We start from the raw sequence: 19,870 nt of genomic DNA, 5'->3' as shown, positions 1-19,870 counted from the left end.
TCACCAACGGTAGTTCCAGGGTGCCCGGTTCGACCAGCCTTGTACCGGCGCGGCGCCGGTCCGCTCAGGGCTTCGGCCAGGTGCCGAGGATCTGCGCGTCGGTCATCGCGGGCTGCCGCATCGCCGTCGCCGGTTCCAGGCCGAAGCCCCTCAGCAGGACGTCGACATAGCGGAGCCAGGCGTCCGGCGCGACGTCACGGGTGCGGTCGGCGACGGCGCCGATCATGTACAGGTAGGCGTACACGTCGGTGCTGGCGAAGCCCTCGCGGACCGCGCCCGCCGCCACGGCCCGTTCCACCAGGGCGTCCACCCGGCGGCCGAGCTCGTCGCGCATCCCCGCGGCCGGCGCCACCTCCAGGTCCGCGTGGGCGAGGATCACGTCCAGCGCCGGGTCACCGGCCCGCCGGCGCGCCGCCTCCACGAGGTAGTGCCGCAGCGCCTGGCCCGCCTCCGCGTGGTCGGCAGCGGTCTCCGCGAGCTGGAGGAACGTGGTGAACCGCTCGGCGAACAGCGCGTTCATCAGGGAGGCGAGGTCCGGGAAGCGGCGGTACACCGTGCCGACCCCGACGCCGGCCTCGTGCGCGATCTCGTTGAGCGTGGCCACCGAGCCCCGCTCCGCGAACAGGCGCTCGGCCGTGTCCATGATCAGCCGTCGGTTCCGTTCCGCGTCCGCGCGCAGCGGGCGTTGCCTGTCCTCGCTCACACCAAGGCATTCTCCACGACGGCCGGCCGGCGCAGGTTCCTGGCCAGCAGCAGTACGCCGGTCACGACGCTCCACAGCAGCCACGAGTAGACGCCGCCGCGCTCGAACGCCCCGGCCGTGCTGGTCGAGATCCCCACGCCCAGCTCACTCACCAGGCCGAGGACACCGACCGTCACACTGAAGACGCGGTACGGCTTCGGCAGGTCCAGGCTCTTGATCCGCCCCGCCATGATCACCACCGTGTTCGCGCACACGATGCCGATCAGCGCGCCCACGAGGTGCAGGGCGAGCACGTACGACGCCCCGTCCGGCGAACCGTGGAAGATCCCGACCATCACGAACCCCACGCCGTGCGCGACCGCGAGCACCGACACGATCCGCCGCGTCCTGCCCTCCAGCATGCGGGCCAGCAGCAGCACGCCGATCGCGAACAGGATCCCCTGGGCCATGAACGACGTGTTCATCACGTCGTGCGACGGCGAGCAGATGTCGCGGCCCTGGAACTCCACGCCGCAGTCGGGTACGCCCAGGTCGCTTATGTAGTTGTAGGCGTAGCGGTAGGACGGGCTCTTCCACGCCCCGGCGGTGACCGCCTCCGAGATCACCCACTGGAGGGCGTTCACGACCAGCACGACGGCTCCCAGCGACAGCCAGGTTCTTTTCTGTGTCATGAGATCCACGGTAGCAGTAAGTGGATGGATCTATCCGTTTAATGGATATGGGTGCGCGGTGGGCCGAGATTCGTCACTCTGAGTGCATGAGCGGTGGCATCGAGGTAGGCGGGGAGCCCGAGGCGTCGGACAGCATGAGGACGTTCGGCGCGTTCGTGCAGGGGCTGCGGGAGCATGCGGGAATGAGCCGGGAGGAGTTGGGGGAGCGGGTTCATCTGTCCAAGCACTCCATCGCGTCCATCGAGTTGGGACGGCGGCTCGCGGACGAGCAGTTCGTGGAGATGGCGGAGCCGGCACTTGGCAACACGGGGGCGCTCCGCAAGGCGTTCGGGAGGGTGGGGCGGCAACCGGGGTTCGCGGCGTGGTTCCGGAGGTGGGCCCAGCTGGAGCGGGAGGCGGTGAGTCTGGCGACCTATGAATGCCGGTTGGTTCCGGGGCTGTTGCAGTCGGAGCCGTATGCGCGGGCGGTGTTCGGGAACAGCATTCCGCCGTTGTCGGACGAGCAGGTGGATGCACAGGCGGTGGCACGTATGGAGCGTCAGCGGATGCTCACCGAGCGCCCCAACACGTCCTTCAGCTTCGTCATGGACGAGCACATCGTGCGGCGGCAGTTGGGCGGCGCAGAGGTTGCGCGAGTCCAGTTGGACCACATGTTGGGCTATGCCCAACTCCGCAATGTGGAGATCCAGGTGATGTCGCTCGACTGCCAGGTGCACGCGGGCCTTGACGGGCCGTTGGCGCTGCTGGAGACGCAGGAGGGCGGGCACCTTGCCTACTCGGAGGGGCAGAAGACCGGCCAGTTGATCACTGACCCGAAAGTGGCCGCCGTCCTGCACCGCCGCTATGCAACACTCCGCTCACAGGCTCTCAGCCCGCTGGACTCCGTGAGCCTGCTGGAGCGCATCAGAGGAGAGCTATGAGCGACACCACTCAGCTGGCCTGGTTCAAGTCCAGCTACAGCGGCACCGAGGGCGACAACTGCATAGAGGTCGCCCTCACCCCCGCCACCATCCACATCCGCGACACCAAAGACCGCACCCGCCCTCACCTCACCGTCGGCCCCGCCGCCTGGTCCACCTTCGTCGCACAGCGCAGTACGCGGGAAGCGTCCAACTCCCTCAGCTGACCCGTGAGTTGAATGCGTGCCGTATGCCGGATGTCCGCGCTGGACGCGCCGAGCCGTAGTTCCAGCGCACCCGGTTCCACCACCCGGACCCCCCGCCGATCGGTGAACGCCGACAGGTCCGCGTGGAATCGGAACGTCACCCGGCGAGCCTCACCCGGCTCCAACTCCACACGCTGGTAACCGATCAGCCGGACATCAGGGCGGGTCACCGAGGCCACCGGGTCGTGCAGGTACAGCTGGACGACCTCCGCCCCCGCCCGCTCCCCGGCGTTCCGGACGGTCAGCGCGAGATCGTACGTACCGTCCGTGCCGATCTCCTGGGCGGAGCCGCCGGTGAAGTCCTCCCAGGCGAACGTCGTGTAGGACCGCCCCTCGCCGAAGGCGTACAGCGGAGTCGGGTCGAGGTTGCTGACCTCGCCCGCGAGACCGAGGGGCGGCTGGAGGTAGGTCCACGGCTGGCCGCCCGGCACCCGCGGGACGCTCACCGGTAGCCGCCCGGACGGGTTGACGCGGCCCGACAGCACCCCCGTGACTGCCGGGCCGCCCTCCTCCCCCGGGAAGAACGCCTGGACCACGGCGGCCAGTCGGCCGTGCCAGCGGCCCAGGGCGTAGGGGCGGCCGGTGAGCAGGACCAGGACCACCGGGACCCCCGTGGCGACCAGCGCGTCCAGCAAGTCGCCCTGGACGCCCGGGAGTTGCAGGTCCGCCACATCGCAGCCCTCGCCGGAGGTGCCCCGCCCGAACAGGCCCGCCCGGTCGCCGAGCACCGCCACGCACACGTCCGCCTCCGACGTGCGTGCCACCGCCTCCGTGAACCCCGAGTCGTCCGGGTCGGACACCCCGCAGCCCTCGGCGAACGTCACCTTGGCGTCCGGGAGTTCGGCCCGCAGCGCCTCCAGGACGGTCGGGATCTCGATGCCCATCGGCACCTCGGGGTGGTGGGTGAGCACGTGGGACGGGAAGGAGTAACAGCCGAGCATGGCAAGGGAGTCGGCGGCGCGCGGGCCGACCACCGCGATCCGGGTGTCGGGGGAGAGGGGCAGGACGCCGTCCGGGTTGTCCAGCAGCACCACCGACTCCTCGGCCAGGCGCCGGGCGAGCGCGCGGTTGGTGGTCGAGTCCAGGTCGATCGTCTCCGTCGGCTCCGGGCTCCAGCCCTCGTCCAGCAGCCCCAACTCGCACTTCTGCACCAGCACTCGGTGAGCGGCCCGGTCGACGAGGGCCTCGGGCACCTCACCCGCCCGCACCGCGTCGAGCAGCGGCTGCCCGTAGCACTTCAGCGTCGGCAGCTCCACGTCGATCCCGGCCGCCAGCGCCGCGTGCGCCGCCTCGGCCGGGGTGCCCGCCACCCGGTGCAGGGTCTGGAGGAAGCCGATGCCGAAGTAGTCGGCGACCACCGTTCCGGTGAACTCCCAGTCCTCGCGCAGGAGTTGGGTCAGGAGTCCCGGGTCCGCCGAGGCCGGGACGCCGTCCGTGTCGGTGTACGCGGCCATCACCGAACGCGCGCCGCCCTCGCGCAACGCCATCTCGAAGGGCGGCAGGGTGATGTCCGCGAACTCGCGGACGCCCGCGCGCACGGGAGCGAGATTGCGGGCGCCCGCCGAGGAGGCGTACCCGGCGAAGTGCTTGAGGGTGGCGATGATCCCGGCCGACTCCAGCCCCCGGACGTAGGCCGCGCCGACCGTCCCGACCAGGTACGGGTCCTCGCCGATGGTCTCCTCGACCCGGCCCCAGCGCGGGTCGCGGACGACGTCCAGGACGGGGGCGAGGCCCTGGTGGACGCCGGCCGCGCGCAGGTCGTGACCGATGGCGCGGGCCATCTCCTCGACCAGGGGCGGGTCGAAGGTGGCGCCCCAGGCGAGGGGCACGGGGTAGGCGGTGGCGCCCCAGGCGGTGAAGCCGGCCAGGCACTCCTCGTGGGCGATCGCCGGGATGCCGAACCGGCCCGCCGCCGCGATCCGGTGCTGGGCGAGGGCCAGTGCGCGCGCGCCGAGGGCGGGGTCGACGGGGGCGGTGCCGAAGGAGCGGGTGAGCTGGCCCAGGCCGTGGGTGATCAGCTCGTCCCAGTCGTAGGCGGCGGTCATCTCGCTCTGTAGGGGCGCGACTCCGTCGCCGTCCGTGGCGGCGCCCACCCAGACGCCGTACAGCTGGGCGGTCTTCTCCTGGAGGGTCATCCGGGAGAGGAGGTCGTCGACGCGGGCGGCGGTGGGCAGGGCTGGGTCACGCCAGGGGGCGGTGGTCATGAAACTCCTGCTCTGGTCGAGGGGGTGTGGCTGACCCTCTCGCGAATGTTTCGACGCATCTATCGAATGTTCCGGGAACCTAGGGCGGTGTGTGGGGTTCGTCAAGAGGTCGCGCAGGGATACGATCGCCGCCATGACACCCCCGGAGCCCGTGGAAACCCGGACGGCGACGCCGACGGCAGGCCGGTCCTCGCAGACGGCGACCCTCGCGGAGATCGCCCGCGAGGCCGGCGTGTCCGCGCCGACTGTTTCGAAGGTCCTCAACGGCCGTGCGGACGTGGCCCCGGCCACCCGCAGCCGCGTCGAGGACCTGCTGCGCGCGCACGGCTACCGGCGCCGCCGCGCCGAGGCCAGCCGCTCACCCCTGATCGACCTCGTCTTCCACGAACTGGAGAGCGCCTGGGCGATGGAGGTCATCCGGGGCGTGGAGAACGTGGCCCGGGAGCACGGTCTGAGCGTGGTGCTCAGCGAGAGCGCGGGGCGGCTGACACCCGGGCGGACCTGGGCCGACCAGGTCGCCGCCCGCCGGCCGCACGGCGTGATCCTCGTACTGTCCGGACTCGACGAGTCCCAGCGCGCCCTGCTGACCAGCCGCTCCATCCCGTTTGTGGTGATGGACCCGGCCGGCGACCCCGGTGTGGACGTGCCCTCGATCGGCGCCACCAACTGGCAGGGCGGCCTGGCCGCCACCCGGCACCTGATCGACCTCGGTCACACCCGCATCGGCGCGATCACCGGGCCGACCCGCATGATGTGCAGCCGCGCGCGGGTGGACGGCTACCGGGCCGCGCTGGAGACCGCGGGCCTGCCGGTCGACCCGGCGCTGATCGCGACCGGCGACTTCCACCACGAGGCCGGCTACCGGCACGGTCTGGAGCTGCTGCGCCGCCCGGACCGCCCGACCGCCGTCTTCGCCCTCAACGACCTCCAGGCGCTCGGACTCTACGAGGCCGCGCGGGAGTTGGGGCTGCGCATCCCGGAGGACCTGAGCGTGGTCGGCTTCGACGATCTGCCGATCGCCCGCTGGATCGGGCCGCCGCTGACGACCGTACGGCAGCCGTTGATGGAGATGGCCGAGGCGGCGGGCAAGCTCGTCCTCGACCTGGGGCGCGAGGATCAACCGCCGGTGGCCACGCGGGTGGAGCTGGCGACGAGCCTGGTGGTGCGCAGCAGCACGGGGGCGCCGCCGGTGGCCGGAAGGTGACGTATTGACGGGTGGTGCGGGCGCGCCCACACTCCTCCGAAGCCAATCGGTTCATCGACCGAAACTTTCGGAGGCACCCGCATGAGATCTCTGAGAACAGGCTTACCGGGAACGGGCTTGTCGCTGGCGGCAGTTGTGGTCGGCGCCGCGATGCTGGTCACGGCACCCGTGGCGCACGCGGCCGACACTCCACTGCGCGATCTGGCCGCCGCGAAGGGCAAGGTCGTCGGTACGGCGGTCACCGGCTCCAAGCTGACCGGGTCGTACGGCGACATCGCGGGGGCGCAGTTCAACTCGCTCACCCCCGGCAACGCCATGAAGTGGGGGTCGGTCGAGCCGACCCAGGGCTCCTTCAACTGGGCGGAGGCCGACCAGATCGTCGCCTTCGCGCAGGCCCACAACCAGCAGGTACGCGGCCACACCCTGGTCTGGCACAGCCAGAACCCGAGCTGGCTGACGAACGGCAGCTGGACGTCGGCCCAGCTCGGCACGCTCCTCCAGAACCACATCAACACCGAGGTCGGCCGCTACAAGGGCAAGATCGCCGCGTGGGACGTGGTCAACGAGGCGTTCAACGAGGACGGCACCTACCGCTCGACCCTCTGGTACAACGGCCTTGGCGCCAACTACATAGCGCAGGCGCTGACTTGGGCCCGCGCGGCCGACCCGGCCGCCAAGCTGTACATCAACGACTACAACGTCGAGGGTGTCAACGCGAAGTCGACCGCCCTGTACAACCTGGTCAAGTCCCTGAAGGCGGCGGGCGTCCCGATCGACGGCGTCGGTCTCCAGGCCCACCTGATCCTCGGCCAGGTCCCGGCCACCCTCCAGCAGAACATCCAGCGCTTCGCCGACCTCGGCGTCGACGTGGCGATCACCGAGCTGGACGTACGGATGGCACTGCCGGCGGACAGCGCGAAGCTCGCCCAGCAGGCCGCCGACTACAAGGCCGTGGTCGCCGCGTGCGTGGCCGTCACCCGCTGCGTCAACGTCACCGTCTGGGGCTTCACCGACTCCGACTCCTGGGTGCCGAGCACGTTCCCGGGGTACGGGGCGGCGACACCGTACGACGAGAGTTACGGGCCGAAACCGGCGTACTACGCGATCGCGGAAGCCTTGGGCGGAGGCACGACGACCCCGCCGACAGGCGCCTGCAAGGCGACGTACGGGGTGACCAGCCAGTGGAACACCGGGTTCACGGGCCAGGTGACGATCGCCTGCTCCGGGGCCTCGCTCTCCTCCTGGCACGCGAACTGGACCTTCGGGGCGGGCCAGCAGGTCACGCAGGCCTGGAACGCGGTCTGCGCACAGTCGGGCGCGACCGTGAGCTGCGCGAACGCCTCGTACAACGGGTCGGTGCCGGACGGGGGCTCGGTGACCTTCGGGTTCAACGGGTCGTGGAGCGGGAGCAACCCGGTGCCGACCGTGACGCTCGGCTGAGAATGTGAGATTTTCCGAAGAAAACCGTCCTGGGACGCTTCCCCTAACAGTCTCCTAATAATTCGGACTTACGTTCCTTCCGTGACGGGAGACGAGAGCGGCGACGAGGGCAGACGAACGGGCCGGCGGCCACGCGTGCTGAAGGCCGTCGGCCTCGCTCTCGCGGGCGCGCTGGTGCTGACCGTGGCGGCGGCCGGCTGGGCCTACTGGCATCTCAACAACAACATCAAGAGCGTCGACATCAACAGCGCACTCGGCGACGACCGCCCGGCTCCGGGGGTCACCACCCCGTCCGCCTCGGCGAGCGTGTCGCCGTCCCCGTTGCCCACCGGTGCCGTGAACATCCTGGTGCTGGGCTCGGACTCGCGCAGCGGCAAGGCGAACCAGGAGCTCGGCGGGGGCGACAGCTCGGGCGCGCGCTCGGACACGGCGATGGTCGTGCACATCGACGCGGGCCGGACCAGCGCCACGGTGGTGAGCATCCCGCGCGACACCTTGGTCACCCGGCCCTCCTGCCCCCTGTCCTCCGGGGGTTCGACGTCGGTGGCGTACAACTCGATGTTCAACAGCGCCTATTCGGTCGGCGGGCCGGTGTGCGCGGTCAAGACGGTCGAGTCGATCACGAACGTCCGCATGGACCACTACATAGAGATCGACTTCGCGGGCTTCGCGAAGCTGGTGAATGCCCTCGGCGGTGTCACCGTCACCACGGACGAGGACATCGACGACGACGACAGCCACCTGCACCTGAAGGCGGGCACGCACCACCTCAACGGCACGCAGGCGCTGGCGCTGGCGCGGACGCGGCACGGCATAGGCGACGGCAGCGACCTGGGCCGGATAGGCCTCCAACAGAAGCTGGTAAAAGCCCTGTTGACGCAGATCTCGTCCACGAACCTCCTCACGAACCCAGCCAAGCTCTACGAGGTCGCCGACGCGGTCACGGACAGCCTGACGACGGACACGGGCCTGAACTCGTTGAGTGAACTGATGCGTCTCGGGCAGAGCCTGAAGTCGTTGTCGGCGAGCGATCTCAAGACGGTGATGATGCCGGTGGTACCGGCACCGTCGGACTCGAACCGGGTGGTGGCGAAGGAGCCGGCGGCGAGTGATCTGTGGGAGTCGTTGCGCTGACGGGCTGCCGCGGTGCTCGCCTTCGGTGCCCTCGTGGGCGGGCTCCTGTACGGGAAAACGGCTCGGCCTGCGGAAACGTACCCCGGGAAAAAATCTTCGAAGAATTCCGGCGGTCGTGTCGATCCGGCCGGATCCCGATCGACGCAGGGGTGAGAGGCCGGGAAGGACCCGGCCCCGCATCGAATGAGGAGGGCACCATGCCCCGTTACCTGTCGCTCGTGCAGATCGACGAGAAGACCGCCCCCGCCGAGGGACCCAGCCCCGAGCTGATGCAGCGCATGGGCGAGCTGATCGAGGAGGTCACCAAGGCCGGGGTGATGCTCGACACCGCCGGTCTCACCCCGACGGCGCAGGGCATGAAGGTGCACTGGGAGAACGGCGAGATCAGCGTCACCGACGGGCCCTTCACCGAGTCCAAGGAGGTCGTCGGCGGCTACGCGATCATGCAGTGCAAGGACCGCGCCGAGGCCCTGGAGTGGACCAAGCGGTTCCTGAAGGTGCACGAGGAGTTCTGGACGGTGACCTGCGAGGTGCGGGAGATCATGGAGGGCTGAGCGGCCGCGCTCGTCCGTATGCCGGTCGTCCTTGGTCCTGCGCCGGTCCGGGTGTCGAATGGGGGGCTGTGAGCCCACAGCCCCCCGGCGGCCGACAGTCGCACGACCGACCGGCACCCGCCGACCCCGGTCCCGCCATCGAGACCGTCTTCCGCATCGAATCCCCTCGGATCATCGCCGGCGTCGCCCGCATCGTCCGTGACATCGGGATCGCCGAGGAACTCGCCCAGGACGCGCTCGTCGCCGCCCTGGAGCAGTGGCCGCGGGACGGCGTGCCGGACAACCCGGGCGCCTGGCTCATGGCCACCGCCCGCCACCGCGCCGTCGACCTGATCCGGCGCCGGGAGAACTACGCCCGCAAGCTCCAGGAGATCGGCCGCGACCTGGAGACCACCGCCCCGCCCGAGGAGCCGGCCGACCCGGAGGACATCGACGACGACCTGCTCAGGCTCGTCTTCACCGCCTGCCACCCCGTGCTGTCCGCCGAGGCCCGCATCGCCCTCACCCTGCGCCTGCTCGGCGGCCTCACCACCGCCGAGATCGCCCGCGCCTTCCTCACCCCCGAACCGACGGTCGCCCAGCGCATCGTCCGCGCCAAACGCACCCTCGCCACGAAGAACGTCGACTTCGAGGTGCCCTACGGCCCCGAGCGAGCGGCCCGGCTGGGCTCCGTACTCGACGTCATCTACCTGATCTTCAACGAGGGGTACGCGGCCACCGCCGGCGACGACTGGCTGCGCCCGGCGCTGTGCGAGGACGCGTTGCGGCTTGCCCGCGTGCTGTCCGGGCTGATGCCGAAGGAGCCCGAAGTCCACGCGCTGACCTCGCTGTTGGAGTTCCAGGCGTCCCGCACGGCCGCCCGCACCGGACCGAACGGCGAGCCCGTGCTGCTCGCCGACCAGAACCGCCGCCGCTGGAACCGCATGCTGATCGCCCGCGGCATCACCGCCCTGGGCCGCGCCGACGCCACCTCCACCGGTGCCCCCGGCCCGTACGCCCTCCAGGCCGCCATCGCCGCCTGCCACGCCCACGCGTACCGCTACGAGGAGACCGACTGGCGCACGATCGCCACGCTTTACGGCTTGCTGGCGGTCCGCGCGCCCTCCCCGGTCGTCGAACTCAACCGCGCGGTCGCCGTGTCGATGGCCCAGGGACCGGCCGAAGGGCTCGCGATCGTCGACGCCCTCGCCGCCGAACCCGCCCTGAAGGACTACCACTTGCTGCCCAGCGTCCGCGGCGACCTGCTGGCGCGGCTGGGGCGTACGGCGGAGGCGCACGAGGAGTTCGTACGGGCGGCGGGGCTCGCGCGCAACGAGCGGGAGCGGGAGATGCTGCTGGACCGGGCCGGGAAGTGCCGCTCTTGACCTGGAACCACCCCACTGTTTACTCGTAACTCTGTTCCCCTCCCGCCTCGTTGCGCACTACAGTGATCCGGCCGCTGAGCATCGGCTGTGTGGTCGCCTGGGGGACAGACGCCGACCCGGCCGCGCGCGGCATCGAATCGACCGGACATCGACCGGATGACGTCATCCGATCCGTGGGGGAGACAACAACTTGAGACCGTTCACGCGCCGCCATGTCGCGGCGCTCGCCACCGCGGCGGCACTCGCCGCCGTAGGGACCCTGGCCACCGCGCCCGGTGCCGTCGCCGACGACGCCGGGCCCTGGCCGGGCACCGAGGGCAGGATCCTGACCGACGGGCCGTGGCTGGTCGACCCGGCCACCGGCGCGGCCACCGCGGTACCGGGCGCAGGCTCGGGGGAGTACGCGGCCTGGGCGCCGGACGGCAGCCGCTTCGCCGTCATCAACGGGCAGACCATCACCAGCGTCCGCACCGGCGGCACCACGAAGATCACCCTGCCCCGGGCCGAGGGCATGCGCTCCAGTGCCACCTACACGGACCTGACCTTCGGGTGGGGCGGCCGTTACGTGGCCTTCGCCACCGGCGGCCAGCTCGCCTACGGCCCCTCCGACGGCTCCTACGCCCCGGCCCCGCTGCTGTCCAACTCCCTTGAGCCGTCCACGGTCTGCGACACCGAGCCGACCGTGAACACCGCCGGCCTGGTCGCCTTCGAGCGCCGCACCGGCACCTGCTCAAGCACCCCGGGCGTGTACGTCTACACGGGGTCCACGAACACGGTCAAGCGCGTCCTCACCGACGCCACGCAGCCCGCCTGGTCGCCCGACGGCACCAAGCTGGCCTTCGTCCGCGACGGGCAGGTCTTCACGGCGAAGGCCGACGGCACCGGCGTCACGCAGCTGACCACCGACGCCCGCTCCTACGCCAACCCGTCCTGGTCGCCCACCGGCACCCGGATCGTCTTCGACGTGCAGACCTCGGCGAACGGCGTCGACACGCACACCACCGAGTACGCGGACGTGGCGAGCGGCGCCCTCACCGCGGTCCCGGGCGGCGCGCACGGCAGCAACCCCAGCTGGCAGCCGCTGCGCAAGAACACCACCGCCCGCGTCTGGGGCAGCGACAGCTACGCCACCGCGATCGCCGCCTCCCGCTGGAGCTGGAACACCCTCGGCTCCAGCTCGCCCGGCCTGCTGGACGCCAAGTCCGCGGTGCTGATCAACCGCGACAGCACGGCGTACTCGCTCACCGCGCCCGCCCTGGCCGGCAAGAAGCGGGGCCCGGTGCTGATGACCCCGAAGACGGGTCTGTCGACGGCGGTGAAGAACGAGCTGAAGCGCACCCTGAAGAAGGGCGCGTCCGTCTGGCTGCTCGGCGGCACCTCGACCCTCGCCACGAACGTCTCCACCCAGGTCAAGGCGCTCGGCTACGTGCCCAAGCGGCTTTCGGGCGTGGACCGTTACGACACCTCGGTCAAGGTGTCCAAGGCGATCACCACCGCCCCGAAGTACGTGTTCCTGGCCAGCGGCACCGACTACAAGGCGGCCCTCCCGGCGGCCTCCGCGGCGGGCTCCGACGGCACCGCGAGCACGGCGACCTTCGTCCTCAGCAACGGCAAGAAGCTGACGTCGGCGGTGAAGTCGTACCTCAACAGCGTGAACCCCGACAAGACCATGGTCATCCCGGTCGGTTCGGACGCGAAGTACGCGCTGACGCACACCTCGTTCTCCAAGTGGCCGTCGACGTACTACTACTACCCGGTCACCTCGGGCACGAGCGAGGGGCTCTCGGTGGCCCTCGCCAAGTTCTGGTGGACCGTGCCCAGTCAGGTGGCGTTCGCCTACACCGGCGCCTGGCGGGACGGCGTCTCGGCGGGTGCGGCGATGAACATCTACGCGCCGCTGCTGTGGACCTCGAAGCCCGACCTGTCCGCCGACCCCAAGAGCTACCTGCTCCGTGAGTCCGCGGGCACGCAGTCCGCGATCGCCTTCGGACCCACGTCCTCGGTCACGGCGGGCACGCTGAACACGGCCGGCGCGGCGATGAGCGCGAACGGCAGCCAGTTCACGTACGTGCCGTTCTACAACGGCGTCCCGGCCACGAGCGCGCAGTCACTGCGCGCGGACACCGCGGGACCCGCCGCCACCCCGGCCAAGTCCGGCCCGGTGACGGCCGATCCGCACCTGGGACCGCTCAGGACGGCCAACCACCAGTAGGGCAGCGGTAGTCACGCCCTAAGCGGGGGCGCCGACCAACATGGTCGGCGCCCCCGCGACGCGTGTCAGGAAGACCGTCGCCGAGTTCGGCCCCTGCGGCTTGACCTTCCTGCGCAACTCCTCCGGCTCCACCGCCGACCCCCGCTTCTTCACGGTCAGCACCCCGACCTCCCGCTCCCGCAGCAGCGCCTTCAACTTCTTGAGATTGAAGGGCAGTTGATCGGTGATCTCGTAGGCGGTGGCATACGGGGTCGGGTGCAGTTCGTCCGCGGTGACGTAGGCGATCGTGGGGTCGATCAGGCCGCCGTCCAGCTCCTCGGCCACCTCGGCGACCAGATGGGCGCGGATGACGGCGCCGTCGGGCTCGTACAAGTAGCGCCCCACGGAACGGACTTGGGGATCCGGGAGGCCCCTGCCGAGCAGCGTGCGCGGGCCCGGCAGCAGGGTCGCGCGCATCGCGCCCGGCTCGGTTCCGAACCACAGCACCGCTTCCTTCACGTCCCCGCCGTCCGAGATCCACTCGGCCTCGGCCGCGCCGGGCACCGCCTCGTGCGGGATGCCGGGGGCGACCTTCAGCGCGGCGCGGGGCGCCTTGTGCGCGGCCTCGATCGCCCAGGACAGGGGCGGCGAGTAGGCCTCCGGGTCGAAGATCCGGCCGCGTCCGCCGCGCCGGGCGGGGTCGACGAAGACGGCGTCCCAGCCCGCCGTGTCCACGTCGGTGACGTCGGCCTCTCGCACCTCGATCAGCTCGGCGAGACCCAGCGCCGCCGCGTTCTCGCGGGCCACGGCCGCCGTCAGCGGGTCCCGGTCCACGGCGAGCACCCGGATCCCGGCCTGCGCCAGCGCGATCGCGTCCCCACCGATCCCGCAGCACAGGTCGGCCAGCGACGTCACCCCCTGCGCCTTCAGCCGCCGCGCCCGGTACGTCGCCACGCTCGCCCGCGTCGACTGCTCGACGCCGTTCGGCGTGAAGAACATCCGCGCCGCGTCCTGCGCCCCGAACTTCGCCACCGCCCGCTGCCGCAGCCGGGCCTGGCCGAGCGCCGCCGACACCAGTTCGGCGGGGTGCTCGCGGCGCAGCCGGGTGGCGACGGTCAGTTCGTCGGCCGGGGCCGTGTCGCGGACCTCGTGGAGGAGGGCGCGGCCTTGCGGGGTGAGGAGGAGGGCGAGGTCGTTCACCGGGTCATTGTGGGCCAGTCGGTGGATGGTGTGCCGCCGGCCGCGGTGTCGGGCCGGGAGCAGGGGCCTGGCCTGCGAGGATCCGGCACCATGCGAGCAGTCGTACAAAATGACAAAAATGGGTCGTTCTGGGGTCGGCGGGTCCGTGGCGGAATCGCCGTGCTCGCCGTCGCCGCCCTCGCCGCCGGCTGTGCGCAGGACGGCGGCCCGGACGGTGGGGCTGGGCGCGGGCACGGGCATGCGGTGCGGCCGGCGCCGGGCCAGCAGGTGCTCAAGGCGGCACCCGCCCGTGCCCTCGACGCGTACGCCACGCGACTGCGTGCCGCCCATGCCGCCCGGGTCGCCGCCGCGAAGCGCTGGGGCCTGCGGACGGTCCCGCTGACCGCGCCCGCCGCCCCCGCGCACAAGCCGGAGATCACCGCCCGCAAGGGCTTCGAGGTGGACGACCAGGAGGAGTTGAACCTCCCGCCGGTCTTCACCACGATCCCCACCAAGGAGAAGGTCGTCTTCCTCACCATCGACGACGGCGCCGAGAAGGACCCGGCGTTCCTGCGGATGATGAGCGACCTGAAGATCCCGTACACGGCCTTCCTCAGCGACTACCTGATCAAGGACGACTACCCGTACTTCAAGAAGATGCAGGACCGGGGCGTCGTCCTGAACAACCACACCCTCCACCACCCCTACCTGCCGGCCCTGTCCTACCGCCGCCAGAAGCACGAGATCTGCGGCATGCAGGACGTGATCGAGAAGCGGTACGGCAAGCGCCCCACCCTCTTCCGCCCGCCCTTCGGCAACTACAACCAGGACACCCTGCGCGCCGCCAAGGACTGCGGCATCAAGTACGCGCCGATCTGGGACGAGGAGGTCTTCGTCGACCACTGGGAGTACCGCGAGTGGGACCGGGACCTGCACCCCGGCGACATCGTGCTCAGCCACTTCCGGGGCCGCGAGGACTGGAAGGGCACCATGCCCGACATGGTCCGCCGCTTCCTCGACAAGGTCACGGCCCAGGGCTACGCGGTGGCCCGGCTGGAGGACTACCTGTGAAAACGCGGGGCCGGGGCCTGCTGGCCGGCGTCCTCGCGGCCGCGCTGCTCGCCGGCTGCGCCCAGTCCGTCGACCCGATCGAGCGGCTGGGCAGGAAGGCGGCCCAGCGGGTACGCCCGCACGGGCCGGCCGGCGCCGCGCAGCCGCCGTACCGCCGCTGGGGCCTGACCGCCCCCCTCGCCCCGGCCCCGCGGGCCGTCCGACTCCCGGCCGCCCGCTCGGCAGGTCCGGGGCTGCCTCCGGTCCTCTCCCATGTCCCCACCCGCGACAAGGTGGTCTTCCTCACGTACGACGACGGCGCCGAGCAGGACCCGCGCTTCGTCGACATGGTCCGCGAACTCCGGCTGCCCGTCAGCATGTTCCTCACCGACAGCGTGGTGGGACCGGGCTACGGCCACTTCGCGCGGCTCCAGTCGGTCGGCGCGAGCATCCAGAACCACACTCTCGACCACGCCGCCCTGCGCGGCCTGCCCTACCTCGGCCAGCGCGCCGAGATCTGCGGCCAGCAGGACAAACTCCGCGCCCGCTTCGGCCTCCGCCCCCGCCTGTTCCGCCCGCCCTACGGCACGTACGACACGACGACGCTGCGGGCGGCGGGGGACTGCGGGGTGTCGGCGGTGGTGCTGTGGCGGGCCGCGGCGGCAGACGACGGCGCGCTGACATACGACGGCGGGGCGCGGCGGCTGCGGCCGGGCGACATCGTGTCGATCCCCTCGGACGAGACAGCGGGCCTGACCCTGCGGGAACGGACGGTAGGGGTACTGCGGGAGGCGGAGAAGGCGGGACTTACGGTGGGACGGCTGGAGGATTACGTCTAGGGCGAGGTCTCGATGCCGGTCGTGATTTCAGCCCGTCCGGCGTTTGAGGACAAGGCCGTCCAGGCCGATGAACCCCGCCGAAACGCCGTAGGCATTGGCACTCCGCTTGACCGAGTGCTAATCGCGGTCATAGTCTCGGTTCTGGCACTCGCCACTGGGGAGTGCCAATAGCGACGGGCAGGTCCGGCACCCGCGACGACGGATCCACCTGGTCGCCACCTCAGACAGTTAACCCCGTGAGATCTCCGAAGGGGGAGGTCGGATCGTGACGACCGCCAGCTCCAAGGTTGCCATCAAGCCGCTTGAGGACCGCATTGTGGTCCAGCCGCTCGACGCCGAGCAGACCACGGCCTCTGGCCTGGTCATCCCGGACACCGCGAAGGAGAAGCCCCAGGAGGGCGTCGTCCTCGCTGTGGGCCCGGGCCGCTTCGAGAACGGCGAGCGCCTGCCGCTCGACGTCAAGACCGGCGACATCGTGCTGTACAGCAAGTACGGCGGCACCGAAGTGAAGTACAGCGGCGAGGAGTACCTCGTCCTCTCGGCTCGCGACGTTCTCGCGATCATCGAGAAGTAATTCACTTCGCTTCACCCAGTTTTGCAGTGAGCTGCGCCCCTGGCCCCCGCGACCTTATGAAGCCGGGCGTCGGGGGCGTGGTTCGTTTCACCCACGTTTTCCGAGAGGGCTGAACCGCTCCCATGGCGAAGATCCTGAAGTTCGACGAGGACGCCCGTCGCGCCCTCGAGCGCGGCGTCAACAAGCTTGCCGACACGGTCAAGGTGACGATCGGCCCCAAGGGCCGCAACGTCGTCATCGACAAGAAGTTCGGCGCACCCACCATCACCAACGACGGTGTCACCATCGCCCGCGAGGTCGAGCTCGACGACCCGTACGAGAACCTCGGCGCCCAGCTGGTGAAGGAGGTGGCGACCAAGACCAACGACATCGCGGGTGACGGTACGACCACCGCCACCGTGCTGGCCCAGGCGCTCGTCCGCGAGGGCCTGCGCAACGTCGCCGCCGGCGCCTCCCCGGCCGCCCTGAAGAAGGGCATCGACGCGGCCGTCGCCGCCGTCTCCGAGGAGCTGCTCGCCACCGCGCGCCCGATCGACGACAAAGCCGACATCGCGGCCGTCGCCGGTCTGTCCGCGCAGGACAGCCAGGTCGGCGAGCTCATCGCCGAGGCGATGGACAAGGTCGGCAAGGACGGTGTCATCACCGTCGAGGAGTCCAACACCTTCGGTCTGGAGCTGGACTTCACCGAGGGCATGGCCTTCGACAAGGGCTACCTGTCGCCGTACTTCGTCACGGACCAGGAGCGCATGGAGGCTGTCCTCGACGAGCCCTACATCCTCATCACGCAGGGCAAGATCGGCGCCATCGCCGACCTGCTGCCGCTGCTGGAGAAGGTCATCCAGGCCAACTCCTCCAAGCCGCTGCTGATCATCGCCGAGGACGTCGAGGGCGAGGCCCTGTCGACCCTGGTCGTCAACAAGATCCGCGGCACCTTCAACGCGGTCGCGGTCAAGGCCCCCGGCTTCGGCGACCGCCGCAAGGCGATGCTGGAGGACCTGGCGATCCTCACCGGCGCCACGGTCGTCTCCGAGGAGGTCGGCCTCAAGCTCGACCAGGTCAACCTGGACGTGCTCGGCTCCGCCCGCCGCGTCACGGTCACCAAGGACGACACCACGGTCGTCGACGGGGCCGGCGACTCCGGCGCGGTCACCGGCCGTGTCGCCCAGATCAAGGCCGAGATCGAGAACACCGACTCCGACTGGGACCGCGAGAAGCTCCAGGAGCGCCTCGCGAAGCTGGCCGGCGGCGTGTGCGTGATCAAGGTCGGCGCCGCCACCGAGGTGGAGCTGAAGGAGAAGAAGCACCGTCTGGAGGACGCCATCTCCGCGACCCGCGCCGCGGTCGAGGAGGGCATCGTCTCCGGTGGTGGCTCCGCGCTCGTCCACGCCGCGAAGGTGCTGGAGGGCGGCCTGGGCAAGACCGGCGACGAGGCCACCGGTGTCGCCGTCGTGCGCCGCGCGGTCGTCGAGCCGCTGCGCTGGATCGCGGAGAACGCGGGCCTCGAGGGCTACGTCATCACTGCGAAGGTCGCCGAGCTGGAGAAGGGCCAGGGCTTCAACGCCGCCACCGGCGAGTACGGCGACCTGGTCAAGGCCGGCGTCATCGACCCGGTCAAGGTCACCCGCTCCGCCCTGGAGAACGCCGCCTCCATCGCCTCCCTGCTCCTCACGACCGAGACCCTGGTCGTCGAGAAGAAGGAAGAGGAAGAGCCGGCCGCCGCCGGTGGCCACAGCCACTCCCACTGACGCACGTCGGTGAACAACCGAAGGCCCGGCACCCCTCAGGGGGCGCCGGGCCTTCGCGCTGCCGGGCACGCCCTGCGAAGGGGCGCGCGGATCCGCTGGAGCGGGGCGAGTGGCCGAGTCGGCACAGCCACCGACTCCGACCCGCGGATTCCGGTGCCGTGATTCCCTGCACCACCTGGCGGGACGCCTCCCGCCGCCGTCACTGCGGCCCGTACTTCCGCCCGGTCTTCGACGTGACCCCGCCGAGCAGGGCCTGCGGAGTGATCTTCGCCAGGCCCATCAGCACCTTGTAGCGCGGATCGGGGATCGACAGCGACTTGCCGCGCGCCAGATCGTGCAGCGCCGCCGCGACCAGTTTGTCCGCGTCGAGCCACATCCAGCCCGGGATGTTGTCCGTGCCCATGCCGGCCCGCTCGTGGAACTCCGTCCGCACGAAGCCCGGCGCCAGCGCCATCAGCCGCACCCCGCTGCCGGCCAGGTCCTTCGCCGCGCCCTGCGTGAACTGCACGACCCACGCCTTGGACGCGCCGTACGTCCCGCGCGGCACGAAGGCCGCCACCGACGCCACGTTGACGACCCCGCCCCGACCGCGCTCGCGCATCGCCTCCGTCGCCGCCGACGTCAGCCGCAGCACCGCCTCGCAGTGCACCTTGAGCATCCTCAGCTCGTCGGCCATCGGTACTTCCAGATAACGGCCCTTGTTGCCGAAGCCGGCGTTGTTGATCAGCAGGTCAACGGGGTTCTTGCGGTCGGACAGCCGCGCGGCCACCGCCTCGATGCCGGCGTCCGTGGCCAGGTCCGCCGTCAGGACCGTCGCCTCGATGCCGTGCCGGTCGTGCAGCTCGGTCGCCTGCTGCCCGAGCCGCTCGGTGTCCCGGGCCACCAGCACCAGGTTGTGCCCGTCGGCCGCCAGCCGCCGCGCGAACGCGGCGCCGATGCCCGCGGTCGATCCCGTAATCAGAGCCGTTGTCATGGCGCAAGATTAGTGACCTGGAACGCATTCGCCCGATTGCTGCACACGCCCTCCCGATAGGTGAAGGCCCGGCGAACAAAGCCTGCGCGCACGGTCGGCCCGCGCGCTCCAGGACGGTCGGCCCGTGTGCTCCGGGACGGGTCAGCCCGCCTGCTCCGCAGGGTGCCCGGCGGCATGCTCCGCCGCGTACTTCCGCGCCTGGGCCAGCGACTCCGGGTGCAGCGCCTCGCCCGCGGGCAGCAGCCGCGGCAGCAGCTCACGCCGCGTGGTGACCGCGCGGAACTGAAGGGCCACCGTCACGTCGTGGTCCGGGCGGTGCACGACCTCGATCGGATCGCCGGCCCGGATCTCACCCGGCACGATCACCCGGAAGTACGCGCCCGGCGCGCCCCGCTCCGTGAACCGCTTCGTCCACCGCTTCTCACCCAGATGCTCCTGGAACGTCCGGCACGGAATCCGCCCGCAGGTCACCTCCAGGACCACGTCGGCCCCGATGCGCCAGCGCTCGCCGATCCGCGCCCCGGACACGTCCAGGCCCAGCGTCGTCAGGTTCTCCCCGAAGGAGCCGTTGGCGAGCGGGCGGCCCAACTCGCGCTGCCAGTCGTCGAGATCCTCGCGCGCGACCGCGTACACCGCCTGGTCGTCCCCGCCGTGGTGCCGCTTGTCGCACACGTCGTCCCCGGCCAGTCCGCTCGCGCCGACCCCCTTCGGCCCGGGCGCCGACACCAGCACGGGTCCGGTCACCGGCCGCTTGTCGATGCCGGTGACTCCCATGTCCGCGTACGGGACGGTCCGGGCGTGTCCCAGGTTCAGCGAGAGAAGCTCCATACGGGCACGATAGCGAGCCCCATGTCAAAGCGTCGACGCATTTTTCGACGAC

At 70.8% G+C, this 19,870-nt stretch carries 18 protein-coding genes; 12 read left to right on the top strand and 6 right to left on the bottom strand.

Translation table 11 applies throughout. The annotated features are described in order from the left end of the window. Positions 1-64: 64 nt before the first annotated feature. Positions 65-703, bottom strand: a complete 639-nt coding sequence (locus tag ACIP6U_RS07270) for a TetR/AcrR family transcriptional regulator (RefSeq protein WP_401713966.1) — start codon at positions 701-703, stop codon at positions 65-67. Continuing rightward, on the bottom strand, positions 700-1,374 hold the full coding sequence (locus ACIP6U_RS07265; RefSeq protein ID WP_401713964.1) for a DUF998 domain-containing protein: 675 nt from the start codon (positions 1,372-1,374) through the stop codon (positions 700-702). Before ACIP6U_RS07265 ends, ACIP6U_RS07270 begins: the two co-directional genes overlap by 4 nt. Positions 1,375-1,460: 86 nt before the next feature. On the opposite strand from ACIP6U_RS07265, the gene ACIP6U_RS07260 reads away from it, so the two are divergent. Next, on the top strand, positions 1,461-2,294 hold the full coding sequence (locus tag ACIP6U_RS07260) for a Scr1 family TA system antitoxin-like transcriptional regulator (protein ID WP_401713962.1): 834 nt from the start codon (positions 1,461-1,463) through the stop codon (positions 2,292-2,294). Then, positions 2,291-2,500 carry a DUF397 domain-containing protein gene (locus ACIP6U_RS07255; RefSeq protein ID WP_401713960.1) on the top strand — a complete coding sequence of 70 codons (210 nt, stop codon included), beginning with the start codon at positions 2,291-2,293 and terminating at the stop codon, positions 2,498-2,500. The genes ACIP6U_RS07260 and ACIP6U_RS07255 overlap by 4 nt, the downstream gene beginning before the upstream one ends. On the opposite strand, the gene ACIP6U_RS07250 is transcribed toward ACIP6U_RS07255, so the two are convergent. After that, positions 2,419-4,743, bottom strand: a complete 2,325-nt coding sequence (locus ACIP6U_RS07250; RefSeq protein ID WP_401713958.1) for a glycoside hydrolase family 3 N-terminal domain-containing protein — start codon at positions 4,741-4,743, stop codon at positions 2,419-2,421. The two genes, ACIP6U_RS07255 and ACIP6U_RS07250, sit on opposite strands and share 82 nt — an antisense overlap. Positions 4,744-4,876: 133 nt before the next feature. On the opposite strand from ACIP6U_RS07250, the gene ACIP6U_RS07245 reads away from it, so the two are divergent. The 6 genes from ACIP6U_RS07245 (at position 4,877) to ACIP6U_RS07220 (ending at position 12,651) form a co-directional block, all read left to right on the top strand. Then, positions 4,877-5,947, top strand: a complete 1,071-nt coding sequence (locus tag ACIP6U_RS07245) for a LacI family DNA-binding transcriptional regulator (protein ID WP_401713956.1) — start codon at positions 4,877-4,879, stop codon at positions 5,945-5,947. An 81-nt stretch (positions 5,948-6,028) separates the two neighbouring features. Beyond that, positions 6,029-7,387, top strand: a complete 1,359-nt coding sequence (locus ACIP6U_RS07240; RefSeq protein ID WP_401713954.1) for an endo-1,4-beta-xylanase — start codon at positions 6,029-6,031, stop codon at positions 7,385-7,387. Positions 7,388-7,468: 81 nt separating this feature from the next. Further along, positions 7,469-8,521 carry an LCP family protein gene (locus ACIP6U_RS07235; protein WP_401713952.1) on the top strand — a complete coding sequence of 351 codons (1,053 nt, stop codon included), beginning with the start codon at positions 7,469-7,471 and terminating at the stop codon, positions 8,519-8,521. A 197-nt stretch (positions 8,522-8,718) separates the two neighbouring features. Further along, positions 8,719-9,075, top strand: a complete 357-nt coding sequence (locus ACIP6U_RS07230) for a YciI family protein (RefSeq protein WP_401713950.1) — start codon at positions 8,719-8,721, stop codon at positions 9,073-9,075. Positions 9,076-9,212: 137 nt separating this feature from the next. After that, complete coding sequence (locus tag ACIP6U_RS07225; RefSeq protein WP_401714428.1) at positions 9,213-10,439, top strand: RNA polymerase sigma factor; 1,227 nt, start codon at positions 9,213-9,215, stop codon at positions 10,437-10,439. A gap of 190 nt (positions 10,440-10,629) precedes the next feature. After that, positions 10,630-12,651 carry a cell wall-binding repeat-containing protein gene (locus tag ACIP6U_RS07220; protein ID WP_401713948.1) on the top strand — a complete coding sequence of 674 codons (2,022 nt, stop codon included), beginning with the start codon at positions 10,630-10,632 and terminating at the stop codon, positions 12,649-12,651. 18 nt (positions 12,652-12,669) lie between these two features. Here the strand turns inward: ACIP6U_RS07220 and ACIP6U_RS07215 are convergent, their stop codons facing one another. Then, complete coding sequence (locus ACIP6U_RS07215) at positions 12,670-13,830, bottom strand: methyltransferase domain-containing protein (RefSeq protein WP_401713947.1); 1,161 nt, start codon at positions 13,828-13,830, stop codon at positions 12,670-12,672. Positions 13,831-13,920: 90 nt separating this feature from the next. Between ACIP6U_RS07215 and ACIP6U_RS07210 the strand changes: the two genes are divergently transcribed. The 4 genes from ACIP6U_RS07210 (at position 13,921) to groL (ending at position 18,017) form a co-directional block, all read left to right on the top strand. Beyond that, entirely contained in the window at positions 13,921-14,880 is a 960-nt protein-coding gene (locus ACIP6U_RS07210; RefSeq protein WP_401713945.1) for a polysaccharide deacetylase family protein, read from the top strand. Next, positions 14,877-15,698 carry a polysaccharide deacetylase family protein gene (locus ACIP6U_RS07205; protein ID WP_401713944.1) on the top strand — a complete coding sequence of 274 codons (822 nt, stop codon included), beginning with the start codon at positions 14,877-14,879 and terminating at the stop codon, positions 15,696-15,698. Before ACIP6U_RS07210 ends, ACIP6U_RS07205 begins: the two co-directional genes overlap by 4 nt. A 265-nt stretch (positions 15,699-15,963) precedes the next feature. Next, positions 15,964-16,272, top strand: coding sequence for a co-chaperone GroES (gene groES / locus ACIP6U_RS07200; RefSeq protein WP_008747517.1), 309 nt, complete (start codon positions 15,964-15,966; stop codon positions 16,270-16,272). 122 nt (positions 16,273-16,394) lie between these two features. Next, positions 16,395-18,017, top strand: coding sequence for a chaperonin GroEL (groL, locus tag ACIP6U_RS07195; RefSeq protein WP_401713942.1), 1,623 nt, complete (start codon positions 16,395-16,397; stop codon positions 18,015-18,017). A 199-nt stretch (positions 18,018-18,216) separates the two neighbouring features. On the opposite strand, the gene ACIP6U_RS07190 is transcribed toward groL, so the two are convergent. Next, complete coding sequence (locus ACIP6U_RS07190) at positions 18,217-18,990, bottom strand: SDR family NAD(P)-dependent oxidoreductase (protein WP_401713941.1); 774 nt, start codon at positions 18,988-18,990, stop codon at positions 18,217-18,219. A 141-nt stretch (positions 18,991-19,131) separates the two neighbouring features. Continuing rightward, positions 19,132-19,818, bottom strand: coding sequence for an MOSC domain-containing protein (locus ACIP6U_RS07185; protein WP_401713940.1), 687 nt, complete (start codon positions 19,816-19,818; stop codon positions 19,132-19,134). Positions 19,819-19,870: the final 52 nt, after the last annotated feature.

The organism is Streptomyces sp. NPDC088794 (assembly GCF_044750545.1).
GTDB lineage: Bacteria > Actinomycetota > Actinomycetes > Streptomycetales > Streptomycetaceae > Streptomyces.
This window is presented reverse-complemented; position numbering and strand designations above follow the sequence as displayed.

Bases quoted from the DNA above. Each gene is read 5' to 3' on its own strand.
- ACIP6U_RS07265 (WP_401713964.1), bottom strand. From the start codon at position 1,374: ATGACACAGAAAAGAACCTGGCTGTCGCTGGGAGCCGTCGTGCTGGTC.
- ACIP6U_RS07260 (WP_401713962.1), top strand. From the start codon at position 1,461: ATGAGCGGTGGCATCGAGGTAGGCGGGGAGCCCGAGGCGTCGGACAGC.
- ACIP6U_RS07255 (WP_401713960.1), top strand. From the start codon at position 2,291: ATGAGCGACACCACTCAGCTGGCCTGGTTCAAGTCCAGCTACAGCGGC.
- ACIP6U_RS07250 (WP_401713958.1), bottom strand. From the start codon at position 4,743: ATGACCACCGCCCCCTGGCGTGACCCAGCCCTGCCCACCGCCGCCCGC.
- ACIP6U_RS07245 (WP_401713956.1), top strand. From the start codon at position 4,877: ATGACACCCCCGGAGCCCGTGGAAACCCGGACGGCGACGCCGACGGCA.
- ACIP6U_RS07240 (WP_401713954.1), top strand. From the start codon at position 6,029: ATGAGATCTCTGAGAACAGGCTTACCGGGAACGGGCTTGTCGCTGGCG.
- ACIP6U_RS07230 (WP_401713950.1), top strand. From the start codon at position 8,719: ATGCCCCGTTACCTGTCGCTCGTGCAGATCGACGAGAAGACCGCCCCC.
- ACIP6U_RS07210 (WP_401713945.1), top strand. From the start codon at position 13,921: ATGCGAGCAGTCGTACAAAATGACAAAAATGGGTCGTTCTGGGGTCGG.
- groL (WP_401713942.1), top strand. From the start codon at position 16,395: ATGGCGAAGATCCTGAAGTTCGACGAGGACGCCCGTCGCGCCCTCGAG.
- ACIP6U_RS07190 (WP_401713941.1), bottom strand. From the start codon at position 18,990: ATGACAACGGCTCTGATTACGGGATCGACCGCGGGCATCGGCGCCGCG.
- ACIP6U_RS07185 (WP_401713940.1), bottom strand. From the start codon at position 19,818: ATGGAGCTTCTCTCGCTGAACCTGGGACACGCCCGGACCGTCCCGTAC.